Source organism: Candidatus Merdisoma sp. JLR.KK006 (genome assembly GCF_036941035.1).
GTDB lineage: Bacteria > Bacillota > Clostridia > Lachnospirales > Lachnospiraceae > Laedolimicola.
In genome coordinates, this window is sequence record NZ_JAYMNS010000010.1 from 24,388 (window position 1) to 37,313 (window position 12,926).

Sequence of the window (12,926 nt, forward strand, 5' to 3'; positions counted from 1 at the left end):
TTAAAAAGGAAAGAAGGGTTTGTTATGAGTATGGATTTGAATTTTTGGAAATACAAAGAGGGTGCCGTTCATGATGATGGCAGGGTATATGAACGGGCCTGCTGCGATGGCGAAAGGATGGAGGAACTAGAGGGGCTTCCCATAAAGGAAATTTTGAAAAAGGTTGCTTCTGTCTTTTTTGACTGGACGGCTTTGAGTGACAGTCAGTATGAGAAGGAAGGGCGGGGGTCTTTTGAGATTTTTACAACATCTCAGATTGTGCGGTTTGACTGCTATGGTATGCAGGAGAAGGATATGAACCTGCTTGTGGATATTTTAATTGATTTCGGCTGCCCGTTATATGATCCGCAGATATCTGAAAGGTTTGATGGGTGGACAGATAGATAGTCAGGAGTTTTTTCATTGTGTTTTTTGATTGTTTTTTCAAAGAACTCTTTTTTGATGGGGAAGTTTTGATTTTATAATATTTTTTTGAATTGTATCTGTTCAATGGAAGGGGACGGACGAAAGTGCATTTTTATAGCGGATAATTGAATTGGATGAAATACATCAGTTGGAATTTGGGAGGGTGATAAGGGCATGAATTTTATTGATAAGGCATTTAGTCAGAATTTAACAGGTGATGATTTTTTACAGGCTATGGCAAGTATTTATTCTGAGCCGGAGGTTTATGAAATTCTGAATCAATATCCGGTTTTTGTGTCTGATGTGATTTCAATTATTGATTATGATACTGGTATACAGATGGACGGATTAGATGATGTAATAAATGGCAATTTATGCGGCAGATGTACAGAGATAATAGAGGCTCTTGAGCGTTGCGGAGTAGAAGATGAAGCTGATATATTAAAAAGAGCAAAAGAATTGTATGAATCAGACGAGGACAGTTATGATAAAGAATATGATAATTTGTATCGGCAGCTTGCTGACATTTTCACCAAATCAAACAACATATGGCAGCAGGCACCGGTACGATATATCGTGAAATTGGAGTGGTTTCTTATACTTTCTAAGGACAGGATCGATGATGTATTTGATATCGGAACTAATTTGAATGGCTTAGTCATAGCAAAATCTATAGATTTTTTACTGGAAAATTGGAGTAAAGTTTTGTTTGTTGATATTTATGACTGGTATCAGGGGTGTGATGAAGAGGTACACTAGTGCAGGATTCCTGTACAGACGGGGTACGGGAACGGTGCAAGGTATCTAAAATTTTTAACTATCTAAATATTTCACTTGCCATTTGGTAAAATCTGGAATATTCTGATTTTATCGAATGATTCTAAGCAATTTTCAGATGTTTCTGTCAGAAAAATCCCGTAGATGAGACATTTTGTGAGGAAAGAAAGATATTGTATCAGAAAAGGAAATCCTTTATAATAAAAACAGATGTACTGCTGTTCTTATCTTTTTTTCGGAAATACCCAGTAGGAAAGGAGAACGGTATTGAGCAAAGAACAGGCATTTTTAATGAAACCAAAGGTGGATTTATGCTTTAAGGAATTGATGGAGGATGAAGAGGTCTGCAAAGGATTTATCTCCGCATTGCTGGATATAGAGCCGGAGTACATCCGGAGTACAGAGCTTTTGCCGACTCATCGGAGAAAAGAGCATGAGGAGGATAAACAGGGAATTCTGGATGTCAGGGCATTCGTCCGAACCCAGGCAAAAGGGAAAGAAGGTACTTTTAAGGAAGAAATCCAGGAGGAAGTAAGCCGGATAGATCTGGAAATACGGCTTGCGTCTTTCCCGCTGTGGCCGGAGTGTTCCATATTTTATCTGGCTAAGATGTATGTCGGAGGGATTCAAAAGGGGCAGAGAACTGGGACTGAAAGCCGTAATAAAAATGTGCAGGAATACCCCTATACAAGAGAGGCGACTTGTTCTAGATTAATTCAGGAGTTTTCTATTTCTTCCGAAGAAGCAGAATCGTATCTGGAAAAATATTGGGAAATACAGCCATAAGCTGTGGACCTTAGAGGGAATGTTCGGAAACGCATTGACAGCATAGTATGTAACTTTTGGGAGGAAAATCAATGAATGGGAGCAGCTGTCGGATCCGGTTGGAGACACCTGCCGATTACCGTAAAGTGGAGAATTTGACAAGGGAAGCGTTCTGGAATGTTTATCGGCCCGGCTGCACGGAGCGGTTATGGCAAGGCTCTTTTGGAGTTTTCAATGGAAAAAGCGGCTGATTAGTTTGGCAAAAGAGATCCGAGCGTTTTAAAAGCAGAGTACCATATGCAGGCACTTACAGGATATTGCAGGTGCCTGAACAATCCAAAGTCATACCATAAATAATTTATGTACTAAATAATAAAACTTTGCTTTAGCCTATATAGATCGGGAGAAAATAAAATGTCTGCAGTTCTCACAGAAGATTTGATATACGAGATACGATCTGCCGTAGAAGAAATACCAGAGGGAAAGGTTGCCTCCTACGGACAGATTGCTAGATAAATAAGCGTTAACAGGAGGACATCCATATGGACGAGAGATTAAAAAAGCAACTGGATTTTTCCATGGAGATTGACAAAGAAAAGAACATTTTCCGACAGACCCATTTATCCGGTCACGGAAGAAATGAAAATGATGCGGAGCATGCCTGGCATATGGCAATTATGGCATACCTCTTGCGGGAATACGCCAATGAAGAGGTGGACATAACAAAGGTAATGCTCATGTGCCTAATCCATGACATCGTAGAGATAGAAGCCGGAGATACCTATGCCTATGATGCGGAAAATCTCAAAACCCAAAAAGCAAGAGAAGATGCGGCAAAGGAAAAGCTGTATTCCATGCTTCCTCAGGACCAAAAGCAGGAATTGATTGCATTGTTTGATGAATTTGAGGCAGGCGAGACAGCAGAATCCAAGTATGCTCATGCCATGGACAACCTGCAGCCCCTGATTTTAAACGACAGCAATGACGGAAACGACTGGAAAGAGCATGGCGTGACGGCAAAGCAGGTCTACGGGCGGCAGTCAAGAACAAAGCTGGGTTCGGAAAAGCTGTATGAAGTAACGGACAGCATCATAAAGAAGCACATCAAAAAAGGAAATCTGAAAGAATAGAGACAAAAAGCCACTAATTCCAAAGCTTTCGGGAAAGAAAGATGAGCTTCGAAGACCCATGATGATGCTGGTGAAAGCAAAGGTAAAAAAATAATTTGAATAGTAAAAAAGAGGGCTGCGCCGGCGGCCCCTTTCTTTTTGAACATTTTAATAAAAGAATTGCAACTTTTTCGGACATTCAATTATCTATACATTGTAAAAAGAAAGGAGGCGAAATTCCTTTGAAACAGGAACTATATGAGAAACTGGCGGCCTACATCATTGAAAATCAGGACAAGTTTTACCGTCTGGCTTTCAGCTATGTAAAAAACCAGGAAGATGCCCTGGATGCGGTGCAAAATTCCGTCTGCAAAGCATTGGAGCATTACGAAAGCCTGAGAAACGAGAACGCCATAAAAACATGGTTCTACAGAATCGTAATCAATGAAAGCGTTGCTCTTTTAAATGCAAAAAAACGGCTGGTATTCGCAGATGATGATCAGCACTGGGAAATTCCTTATGAAGAGGCAGGATTTCAAATCCATGACGACCTGTACGATGAAATCAACCAATTGGAGAAAGATGTTCAAAATATCATTAAGCTGAGATTTTATGAAGAATTGTCGCTAAATGAAATTGCCCGGGTTTTAAAAATGAACTTGAACACAGTAAAAGCAAAGCTATACAGGGGCCTGAAGACGCTAAAAGTTAAGATAGGAGAGGAGGAAGCTATATGAAACGCATGAAAGAGACAAAGCAAAAATATGACAGTATTCCCATTCCCGAAGAACTCTCAGAACGGATTATGCTGGAAGTAGAAAAAGCAGAGAAACAGCATCATAAAAACCTGATAAAAGTAAAAAGAAACTCCTATATAAAAAAGGCTGCTGCAGCAGCGGCAGCGACAGCAGTCCTGTTTACGGCAGGCATTAATACCAGCGAAGCTTTCGCAAAGGGAGTCAGCCATATCCCGGTGCTTGGAGCATTGGCAGAAGTTGTAACATTCCGGTCCTATGAGACAAACACAGAGGACTTAAAAATCTCCGTGGAAATCCCAAGCATTGAGATGATTTCAGAAGATTTAAAGGGCCTGGAGAAAGAAGTAAATGAAGAAATCCACGGCTTCTGTGAACAATATGCCAGGGAAGCGGAAGAGAGGGCGGAAGAATACAAGCAGGCATTCCTGGAAACCGGCGGTACAAAAGAAGAATGGATAGAGCACAACATAACCATTAAAGTCTGGTATGAGGTAAAAGCACAGACGGATCAATATCTCTCCCTGGCAGTAATAGGAACCGAAAATTGGACCAATGCATACAGCGAGACAAAATATTACAATTTTGATCTGAAAGCAGGCAAATGGATAACCCTAGAAGACGTTTTGGGCGATCAGTATGCGGAGATTGCAAAACAGAGCATCCGCCGTCAGGCAGCAAAGCGAGAGGAAGAGACAGGAATCGAATATTGGATGGACGAGTGGAAAGGCATAGATGCAGATACAGCCTTTTATATGGACTCTGACGGAGTGCCGGTAATTGTACTGGATCAATATGAGATAGCTCCGGGGGCAGCGGGACAGCAGGAATTCAGGATTTCAGAATGGGAAGAAGAACCGCAGTCCGGGGATAACTATGAAGAGAATGGATATAACTACGTAGACAGCTTTGAAGTACCCCAGGAAGCCATAATCCAATTTGCAGGCATGATAAAAGAAGCCGTTGCCAAAAAGGATATAGAAAAGCTGGCAGATCTGACAGGATTCCCTGTTTATGTAGGCTTTGAACCGGAGGGACAGATTGTAGAAAGCAGAGAAGAGTTTACCTCCCTAAACATAGATCAGCTTTTCACGGACGAAATGATTCGCTCCATAGCAGGAGCTGACGAAAGCAGCTTAAGCCCCAGCATGGCCGGCTTTACCATGTACGACAAGGACGGAGCCCCAAGCATTACCTTTGGAGTGCAAAATGGGAAGCTGGCAGTAAGCGGAATTAATTATTGAAATTCTGACAGCAAATAAGTATAGTATTCAGCAAATAATTAGATACTGTATTTAGGCTTTTGAATGGTAAAAATGCGGCTTATTTGTTGACAGTACTTTTGGATTGTGCTAAGGTAAAAAAGACAAAAGGGAGTAGTTAAAAGGTGCAATCAACATACCCTGACCTATGTGTCATGGTTGCACACTTTCTCACATAAGAAAGAACGAGACTTTTGGCAGAGGATGCCAGAGGTCTCTTTTTTTATCAGTATTCTATCAAGTCTCTAAAAGATGAATTGTCTGCCAAAAATAACAAAGGAGGAGCATTCAATGGAATTTTTATGGGAGGGGTTACTGCAAATCACCTGGCAACAGGCTGTTATGTATGGAATCGGCATTTTGCTCATTTATCTGGCGGTGAAAAAGGGCTATGAGCCGGCATTGCTTCTGCCCATGGGCTTTGGGGCGATTCTGGTGAATCTGCCTTTGTCCGGTGTGCTCAATCAGAATGTAGAGGGAATCGGAGTGGTAAACGGAATCATTGAATGGCTGTTCCAGGTGGGGATCGAGGCATCGGAGGCTTTGCCGATTCTGCTCTTTATTGGAATTGGCGCCATGATAGATTTCGGACCGCTGTTGTCTATGCCCTCCATGTTCCTGTTTGGGGCGGGGGCACAGTTTGGAATTTTCTTTGCCCTGAGCACAGCGGTGCTTTTGGGCTTTGATTTAAAGGATGCTGCTTCCATCGGGATTATCGGGGCAGCTGACGGGCCTACTTCGATTCTGGTGTCGCAGATTCTTCATTCAAGATATGTGGGGGCCATTGCGGTGGCGGCCTATTCCTATATGGCGCTAGTGCCCATTGTGCAGCCCTTTGCCATTCGGTTGGTGACCACAAAGAAAGAACGGAGCATTCGGATGGAGTATATGCCGGGGACGGTGTCCAAGGGGATGCGGATTGCTTTTCCCATACTGACTACTTTTTTGGTGGGGCTGGTGGCTCCCCAGTCGGTAGCCTTGGTCGGATTTCTTATGTTCGGCAATCTGATTCGGGAATGCGGTGTGCTGGGGACGCTGTCAGATACGGCGCAGAATGTGCTGGCCAATTTGATTACGCTGCTTTTGGGACTGACCATTTCTTTTAGTATGCGTGGGGAAGCTTTTGTGAATGTGGATACGCTTTTGATTATGGGGATTGGTTTGATTGCATTTGTTTTTGACAGCATCGGCGGCGTGCTGTTGGCAAAATTCCTGAATCTTTTCCGGAAAAGGAAAGTGAATCCCATGATTGGGGCGGCAGGAATCTCCGCATTTCCCATGTCGGCGCGGGTAGTCCAGAAGATGGCCCTGGAGGAGGACCCGGGAAATATAATACTGATGCATGCAATCGGAGCCAATGTATCCGGGCAGATTGCGTCGGTGATTGCAGGCGGCCTGATTATTGGGCTGGTGTCGGCGTATTTGTAGGTACTACGGAACTTAAATCAGTAGTACCTCGTGCAGTGCCAGAACAATTTATGGACGCAAGTTATTTGCGGCCGGAAATTGTTCTATAATAGTGGTGCTGTTAGAGGTACTACGGGACTTAAATCAGTAGTACCTCGTGCAGTGCCAGAACAATTTATGGACGCAAGTTATTTGCGGCCGGAAATTGTTCTATAATAGTGGTGCTGTTAGAGGTACTACGGGACTTAAATAGGAGGTAAAATGCATGTGGCAGAATTTTTTGATCTCATTGGAAATTATGGGAAAAGGAATGCTTGGAATCTTTGTAGTAATTGGGCTTTTGACTTTGGCAGTGAGTGTGATGGGGAAGCTGTCTCATAAAGAAGAGAAACAGGAGCGTAAGAATTAACGGAAACCTCAGAACTTTATTCCCGCAGGCAATGAGCCAAGTACCATGCTTTTGCTAACTTACAAAAATGTAAGCTAAGAATCAAAATTGTAAGGTAAATCAATGGAACGGGAAAATGAAATCTGATATTCTAATATCAGAAAATAAAGAAAAGGGGTATTCAAAATGAAAGAGATATTAAAAGGAGCAGTAATAGCAACAATCGCAATGACAGTTATTATCATGGTGCAGATGGCATTAACCTATGTATTTTCTTTCCATATTGGAGAGGTATTTTCAAAGGTGGCCGTATCGGTATTGTTCTACTATTGTATTATCAGGTTAGTCCAAAAGAGCAAATCTGCGGCAGCAGCCCAGTAGGCAGCAGACAGCCTTGAGAAAATCTCGCTGTAACCGGGAACTTTCACAATCTGTTTTTTTGGCAGCACGTATTCCAAAGATTTTTGCGAAGTTGTTAAATATTGTTAAATTTTTTTGAAATGCTTGACAAGCAGGCGGTAAAAAGGCATAGTAGAATTAATTGCAGGGTGGGAGTTGTTTCCGCCCTGCCGCTATGTAAAGGGAAAGAGAAGTGAAAGAACGGGAGGGAAACCGCTGTGCGGAGAAGAGACAGAGAGATTCAGGATTTTGATGAGATAGTAGAAGTAATGAGGAAATGTGATGTCTGCCGGATTGCTATGCAGGGAGGGGAATATCCCTATGTAATTCCGCTGAACTTTGGCATGGAAGTGGAAGAAACACAGGTGACCCTGTATTTTCATGGCGCCCTGGAGGGAATGAAGTATGAGCTGCTTGAAAGGAACCCCAAGGTTTGCTTCGAGATGGACTGCGGTCATACATTGTATACGGATATGGAGCGGGGAAACTGTACCATGTGCTATGAGAGCGTAATAGGCTTTGGCGTGGTGGAAGAGGTTTTGGAGGAAGAGAAAATACCGGATCTGGATATTCTGATGGAGCATTATCCGGTTCCGGCCGGCTTTCGGTATAATGAGGCAACGGTGTCGAAGACCAGGGTGCTGAAGCTCCGGGTGGAGCAGATGACGGGAAAGCGGCGTGCAAAATAGGTGGAGAGGGGCGTTAAGTCTGCAGTGCAGGGGATGCTGGAAGCGGAAGTCCGCAGTGCAAAGCAGGGGAAAGCGGTAGCTTTCCCCTGCTTTATGGCGTATACGCACGTTTTAAAATAAAAAAATTATCAGGTTCACTTGAATCATTCAGGGAGGAATAGTAGAATAAAAAACAAGTGATCATACGACAACGGACGATTCGGGAGGTACTTATGCTGTTTAATTCAATGGGGTTTTTGATCTTTTTTCCGATTGTAGTACTGATTTATTTCATTATCCCACGGAAAATCAAAAATATGTGGCTGCTTATTGCAAGCTATTATTTTTATATGTGCTGGAATGCAAAATATGCTCTTTTGCTTCTGACATCTACAGCAATTACCTATATGAGCGGAATTTTGCTGGAACGGGCAAAGGGAAGGTTCTCTTATAAAAAATGGATAGCTGCAGGGAGTTTTTTCTTGAATCTGGGCATCCTGTTTTATTTCAAATATATCAATTTTATGTTAGAGCTGCTGGGGCAGATTTTCAGAGCAATTCACATTGAACTGCAGGTTCCGGCTTTTGACATTTTGCTGCCGGTGGGAATTTCCTTTTATATTTTTCAGGCTCTGAGTTATACCATGGATGTATATCGGGGAGAGATTTATGCGGAAAAAAATTTCTTCCGTTATGCGCTGTTCGTGTCCTTCTTTCCCCAGCTTGTAGCAGGACCCATTGAACGTTCCAAGAACCTGTTAAAGCAGTTGGCACAGCCCAGGCGATTTGAATATGACAGAGTAAGAGAGGGACTTCTTTTGATGCTGTGGGGATATTTTCTGAAGCTTGTGGTTGCGGATCGGTGTGCCGTTCTGGTAAATACGGTTTATGGGGATTATGTTTCTTATCATGGCTTTCAGCTTGTCCTGGCAAATGTGCTTTTTGCGTTTCAAATCTATGGAGATTTCATGGGGTATTCTGTGATTGCCAGAGGTGCCGCAAAGGTTTTGGGCTATGAGTTGATGGAAAATTTTTCCCAGCCGTATCTGGCCTGTACCATTAAGGATTTTTGGAGAAGATGGCACATTTCCTTAAGCTCCTGGCTACGGGATTACCTTTACATTCCCCTTGGGGGAAGCAGAAGAGGCAAGGGGATCAAGTACAGAAATCTCCTGATTACATTTCTTGCCAGCGGCTTATGGCATGGGGCTGATATTACCTTTGTCTTTTGGGGAGCCCTCCATGGCTTATACCAAATCATCGGGGAGTTTATAGAGCCGGCATTATCCAAATGTTATAGATGGCTTCATGTGAATACAGAGAATTTTTCCTGGAAATGTCTGCGGACTCTAAAAACGTTTGTTCTGGTGGATATTGCCTGGGTTTTCTTCCGCTCTGATACACTGACAGGAGCTTTCCGGATTTTGAAACAATCTCTGGATTGGAGTAATACCGGACTTCTGCTGAACAACGGCCTTTATGAGCTTGGGCTGAATGAAAGAAATATGTCCATTTTGCTGGTGGCTCTTGCGGCATTGGCCGTTCACAGCGTTATGAAGGAGCTGGGCATTAACATTCTGGAACGGCTGTCTGGGCAGAATGCCGTCTTCCGCTATGCAGTTTACTGGGGAGCCGTACTCTTGATTACATTTTCACTGGATATTACCGGACAGGAATTTTTATACTTCCAGTTCTAAAGTGTACCCTTGGCAGGGAGCCGCTTTGGAAATGCAGCCAGTATGTCAGAATAAAAGGAGAGCTATGAAAAATATTGTTAGACTAATGATAAAGAGCATCTGCGTTATGCTGCCTATGATTGTTATTTATGCATATACATGGATGAATCCTATGGGATTTATGGATGGAGAGACACCTCATTATCTGTGGAATAAGGAAAAGGTAAATTCGCCGGAGGATTGGTATTACGACACCATTATTTTGGGAGATTCCATGGCAAATGCCGCCTATATGCCAGAGATACTGTCTGACACGGTCATCAATCTTTCTCTGGGCGGAATGACGCCTGTAGAAAATTATTATGTGCTCCAGGACTGGCTTACGACCCATTCGGCTCCCAAAGTTTGTTACATTAGCTTTCAGGATGCGCACCTGCTCATGGAGGATTGTTTCTGGACGAGAACCATGTATTCCCATAGGTTCCGGCCAGAGCAAAATCTGGAAATGGTGAGACTTGCAAAGATTTTCCATGAGCCTACGATTATTACCGACAGCTATAAGTCTGATTTCATTTCCTATGAGCTTCGCCTGCCCAATAAGTATATAGCGGCCATTATGAATTCCGGCTTTAACCAGCGGTATGAGGAAAATCTGGAGACACAGAGGAAGGATGAGCTGCACAGAGGCCGTTATATAGCCAGAGAAGCGGAAGGATTTGAGGGAGGCAAAAAAGGAGTTCTGGAGGAATTTTACTTAAATCCGCTGTTTGAGGATTATTACAGAAGGCTTATTGGATTGTGCGTGGAAAATAACATTCAGGTAAGGATTGTGAAGCTGCCCCATTCGGATAACATAAGCTTTACAGATGAGTACAAGGCGCAGGTTTACGAATTTTATGAGAACTTGAAAAAGGATTTTCCAGGGATAACTGTGGATTGGATTGTTGCCTATGACAGACAATGCTTTATTGATGCAAATCACCTGAACAGTTATGGAGCTTTACGCTTCAGCAGTGAAATAAAGAAGCTCTATCCGAAAGACTTTGGCAGCGAACCATTGTCCCCAAGTCAGGCAGAGGCCATTGACGATTCTATGCTCCATGTAAAGAAAGGGGAGCAGCTTGCAGAATGGATTTTGGGGAGAGACTATACGCTCTTTTTACATAACGGTTCACAGGTATATTCCATTTCGGGGCTGAATAACCGGAAGGGGGAACGGGAAGTCTGTCAGTTGGAAAATGGACTTACGGTATGGATGGAGCCTTCAAATGCATGGGAGTGGGAGGAGCCTGTCATTGGGGATCTGAACATTGTAGCGGTTGACAATTATAATAAGAAAATTGTGTTCCAGAAAGCCTTTTGGCAGGAAAATGAATCTTATGTTTTGATAGAATGAAAGTATAGGGAATGCAAATAAGAAAAGAAAAGGAATAGATAGATGGCAAAGATACTCCTTGTAGAGGATGACAAAAATATAGTAGAAAACTTAAGCGCCGTATTGGGCGGCGAAGGCTTTCAGGTTCGCTCTGCATCCGGACAGAAAGAGGCTTTGGAAGCGGTAGAGCAGGAGAGCTTTGATTTGATGCTTCTGGATGTGTCCTTAAAGGATGGCAATGGCTTTGCGGTTTGCTCGGCGGTAAAGGGGAGTAAGGAGCTTCCGGTGATTTTTCTCACAGCATCCGGAGATGAATACAGCGTGGTGACGGGGCTGGAACTGGGAGCGGAGGATTATGTCAGTAAGCCTTTTCGTCCAAGGGAGCTGGTATCCCGGATACGAAGTGTCCTGCGCCGCTGCGGGAAGACGCAGGCAATACTGGAGATTGAGGATCTGCGGGTGGATACGGTACGGGCGTTGGTGACAAAGGGCGGACAGGAATGCTTTCTGTCTGCACTGGAATACCGGCTTCTTCTGTTTTTCCTGAATCACAAGGGCATGATCCTTTCCAGAAATCAGTTGTTGGAGGAGATTTGGGATGCCGCAGGGGAGTTTGTCAATGACAATACTTTGACAGTTTACATTAAGCGCCTGCGGGAAAAGATTGAGACGGATCCCCAGAATCCGCAGATTATTCGAACAATTCGGGGAATGGGGTATAAGCTGGGAGAATGATAGAATGTTTCTGCATTTTGTGTAAAGGATTCTAAAAATTGTGCAGGATAGGATATGAAAGCAGTACGACAGAGCTTAGAATGGAGAAAGGGCTATGGGTTTTTTGCGAAATAAGGAAATAAATAGGCAAATATGGATATCCCTGGCATTCCTTGTTTCTGTTGGATGCCTAGGAGGATTTCTTTTTCCTGAGAATTTATCCTGTGTTGTTTATGGGGAATTCGGCAGTATGGGAATCATTTTTATCTGGCTCTTTTTCACAAAAAAACGGTATGACAGGCTGAAAAATCTTGCGGCGGATGCGGATCGGATGCTTCATGGGGAACGAAATCTGAATTTCACCAGTTATCAGGAAGGGGAACTGGCGATTCTGGCCAATGAGGTGGAAAAGCTGCTGCTGCGCTTGACGGAGCAGTCGGATACGCTGCTTAAGGAGAAACGCTACTTAAGTGATTCTCTGGCAGATATTTCCCATCAGCTTCGGACGCCCCTTACCTCTCTGCATTTGCTTCTGACCAGGCTTTTGGAGGAGACGGATGAGAGTGGGAGACGGCGTTTGGCTTATGAGGGAGGCCGGCTTTTAGACAGGGTGGACTGGCTGGTGAATGCCCTGCTTAAGATCTCGAAGATTGATGCGGGGACTGCCGTATTTGCCAGAGAGCGGGTGGATGCATCCAATCTGGTGGAAAATGCCATTGGCCCTCTTGGGATTCCCATGGAATTGCGTGAGCAGACGGTTGTGAAAGAGATAGATGACCGGGCGGGGTTTGTGGGAGATGCTGCCTGGAGTGTTGAGGCTCTTGGGAATATTTTCAAGAATTGCATGGAGCATATGGGGCAGGGGGGAACTCTGTGGATTCGTGTGGAAGAAAATCATTTGTATACGGAAATTGTTATTGAGGATAATGGTCCGGGGATTGATCCGGAGGATTTACCTCATCTTTTTGAGCGTTTTTATAAGGGAAAGGATGCTTTGGATTCCAATGTGGGGATTGGCCTTGCTTTGGCGCGTATGATCGTGTGTGCTCAAAATGGGACTTTGAAGGCGGAGAATCGGACGGAGGGCGGCGCGCGGTTTACCATGCGTTTTTATAAAGGTGTGGTGTAAGGCTGCTTTATGGATGTGAGGGGAATTGGCTGCTGTGAACAGCGGCGGGAATTTTAATAGGATAGAGGGAGGTTTTGTAAGCTTTTGGGAGGAGGGG

The 12,926-nt window shown here is 43.7% G+C and carries 15 protein-coding genes; all 15 read left to right on the forward strand.

Features of this window, described 5'->3' with window-relative positions; all coding sequences use genetic code 11:
• Positions 1 to 24 precede the first annotated feature (24 nt).
• On the forward strand, positions 25 to 387 hold the full coding sequence (locus VSQ61_RS09925; RefSeq protein WP_334344271.1) for a hypothetical protein: 363 nt from the start codon (positions 25 to 27) through the stop codon (positions 385 to 387).
• Positions 388 to 579: 192 nt separating this feature from the next.
• A complete protein-coding gene (locus VSQ61_RS09930; RefSeq protein WP_334344272.1) occupies positions 580 to 1,164 on the forward strand; it encodes a DMP19 family protein in 585 nt (194 codons plus the stop codon).
• 285 nt (positions 1,165 to 1,449) lie between these two features.
• Positions 1,450 to 1,968 carry a PD-(D/E)XK nuclease family transposase gene (locus VSQ61_RS09935; RefSeq protein ID WP_334344273.1) on the forward strand — a complete coding sequence of 173 codons (519 nt, stop codon included), beginning with the start codon at positions 1,450 to 1,452 and terminating at the stop codon, positions 1,966 to 1,968.
• Between the two features lie 71 nt (positions 1,969 to 2,039).
• Positions 2,040 to 2,198, forward strand: coding sequence for a GNAT family N-acetyltransferase (locus VSQ61_RS09940; RefSeq protein WP_334344274.1), 159 nt, complete (start codon positions 2,040 to 2,042; stop codon positions 2,196 to 2,198).
• A gap of 291 nt (positions 2,199 to 2,489) precedes the next feature.
• Positions 2,490 to 3,077, forward strand: coding sequence for an HD domain-containing protein (locus VSQ61_RS09945; RefSeq protein WP_334344275.1), 588 nt, complete (start codon positions 2,490 to 2,492; stop codon positions 3,075 to 3,077).
• A 221-nt stretch (positions 3,078 to 3,298) separates the two neighbouring features.
• Positions 3,299 to 3,793: a sigma-70 family RNA polymerase sigma factor gene (locus tag VSQ61_RS09950; RefSeq protein WP_334344276.1), complete on the forward strand. Its 495-nt coding sequence runs from the start codon at positions 3,299 to 3,301 to the stop codon at positions 3,791 to 3,793.
• Entirely contained in the window at positions 3,790 to 5,055 is a 1,266-nt protein-coding gene (locus tag VSQ61_RS09955) for an RsiV family protein (protein WP_334344277.1), read from the forward strand. The genes VSQ61_RS09950 and VSQ61_RS09955 overlap by 4 nt, the downstream gene beginning before the upstream one ends.
• Before the next feature lie 309 nt (positions 5,056 to 5,364).
• The gene (locus tag VSQ61_RS09960) at positions 5,365 to 6,501 is read left to right on the forward strand and encodes a sodium ion-translocating decarboxylase subunit beta (protein ID WP_334344278.1); all 1,137 of its coding nucleotides are present in this window, start codon (positions 5,365 to 5,367) and stop codon (positions 6,499 to 6,501) included.
• A gap of 244 nt (positions 6,502 to 6,745) precedes the next feature.
• Positions 6,746 to 6,889 carry an OadG family protein gene (locus tag VSQ61_RS09965; RefSeq protein WP_334344279.1) on the forward strand — a complete coding sequence of 48 codons (144 nt, stop codon included), beginning with the start codon at positions 6,746 to 6,748 and terminating at the stop codon, positions 6,887 to 6,889.
• Positions 6,890 to 7,054: 165 nt separating this feature from the next.
• Positions 7,055 to 7,249: a hypothetical protein gene (locus VSQ61_RS09970; protein WP_334344280.1), complete on the forward strand. Its 195-nt coding sequence runs from the start codon at positions 7,055 to 7,057 to the stop codon at positions 7,247 to 7,249.
• A gap of 236 nt (positions 7,250 to 7,485) precedes the next feature.
• Entirely contained in the window at positions 7,486 to 7,956 is a 471-nt protein-coding gene (locus VSQ61_RS09975; RefSeq protein ID WP_334344281.1) for a pyridoxamine 5'-phosphate oxidase family protein, read from the forward strand.
• Between the two features lie 212 nt (positions 7,957 to 8,168).
• Positions 8,169 to 9,632, forward strand: a complete 1,464-nt coding sequence (locus tag VSQ61_RS09980; RefSeq protein WP_334344282.1) for an MBOAT family O-acyltransferase — start codon at positions 8,169 to 8,171, stop codon at positions 9,630 to 9,632.
• A 64-nt stretch (positions 9,633 to 9,696) separates the two neighbouring features.
• On the forward strand, positions 9,697 to 11,007 hold the full coding sequence (locus tag VSQ61_RS09985) for a hypothetical protein (RefSeq protein WP_334344283.1): 1,311 nt from the start codon (positions 9,697 to 9,699) through the stop codon (positions 11,005 to 11,007).
• A 42-nt stretch (positions 11,008 to 11,049) separates the two neighbouring features.
• Complete coding sequence (locus VSQ61_RS09990; RefSeq protein WP_334344284.1) at positions 11,050 to 11,721, forward strand: response regulator transcription factor; 672 nt, start codon at positions 11,050 to 11,052, stop codon at positions 11,719 to 11,721.
• 229 nt (positions 11,722 to 11,950) lie between these two features.
• Positions 11,951 to 12,829, forward strand: a complete 879-nt coding sequence (locus VSQ61_RS09995) for a sensor histidine kinase (protein ID WP_334344285.1) — start codon at positions 11,951 to 11,953, stop codon at positions 12,827 to 12,829.
• Positions 12,830 to 12,926 lie beyond the last annotated feature (97 nt).

What these genes read in the sequence shown, in the direction of transcription:
- VSQ61_RS09925 (WP_334344271.1), top strand. Translation starts at nt 25, where the DNA reads ATGAGTATGGATTTGAATTTTTGGAAATACAAAGAGGGTGCCGTTCAT.
- VSQ61_RS09930 (WP_334344272.1), top strand. Translation starts at nt 580, where the DNA reads ATGAATTTTATTGATAAGGCATTTAGTCAGAATTTAACAGGTGATGAT.
- VSQ61_RS09940 (WP_334344274.1), top strand. Translation starts at nt 2,040, where the DNA reads ATGAATGGGAGCAGCTGTCGGATCCGGTTGGAGACACCTGCCGATTAC.
- VSQ61_RS09945 (WP_334344275.1), top strand. Translation starts at nt 2,490, where the DNA reads ATGGACGAGAGATTAAAAAAGCAACTGGATTTTTCCATGGAGATTGAC.
- VSQ61_RS09955 (WP_334344277.1), top strand. Translation starts at nt 3,790, where the DNA reads ATGAAACGCATGAAAGAGACAAAGCAAAAATATGACAGTATTCCCATT.
- VSQ61_RS09960 (WP_334344278.1), top strand. Translation starts at nt 5,365, where the DNA reads ATGGAATTTTTATGGGAGGGGTTACTGCAAATCACCTGGCAACAGGCT.
- VSQ61_RS09965 (WP_334344279.1), top strand. Translation starts at nt 6,746, where the DNA reads ATGTGGCAGAATTTTTTGATCTCATTGGAAATTATGGGAAAAGGAATG.
- VSQ61_RS09970 (WP_334344280.1), top strand. Translation starts at nt 7,055, where the DNA reads ATGAAAGAGATATTAAAAGGAGCAGTAATAGCAACAATCGCAATGACA.
- VSQ61_RS09980 (WP_334344282.1), top strand. Translation starts at nt 8,169, where the DNA reads ATGCTGTTTAATTCAATGGGGTTTTTGATCTTTTTTCCGATTGTAGTA.
- VSQ61_RS09985 (WP_334344283.1), top strand. Translation starts at nt 9,697, where the DNA reads ATGAAAAATATTGTTAGACTAATGATAAAGAGCATCTGCGTTATGCTG.
- VSQ61_RS09990 (WP_334344284.1), top strand. Translation starts at nt 11,050, where the DNA reads ATGGCAAAGATACTCCTTGTAGAGGATGACAAAAATATAGTAGAAAAC.
- VSQ61_RS09995 (WP_334344285.1), top strand. Translation starts at nt 11,951, where the DNA reads ATGGGAATCATTTTTATCTGGCTCTTTTTCACAAAAAAACGGTATGAC.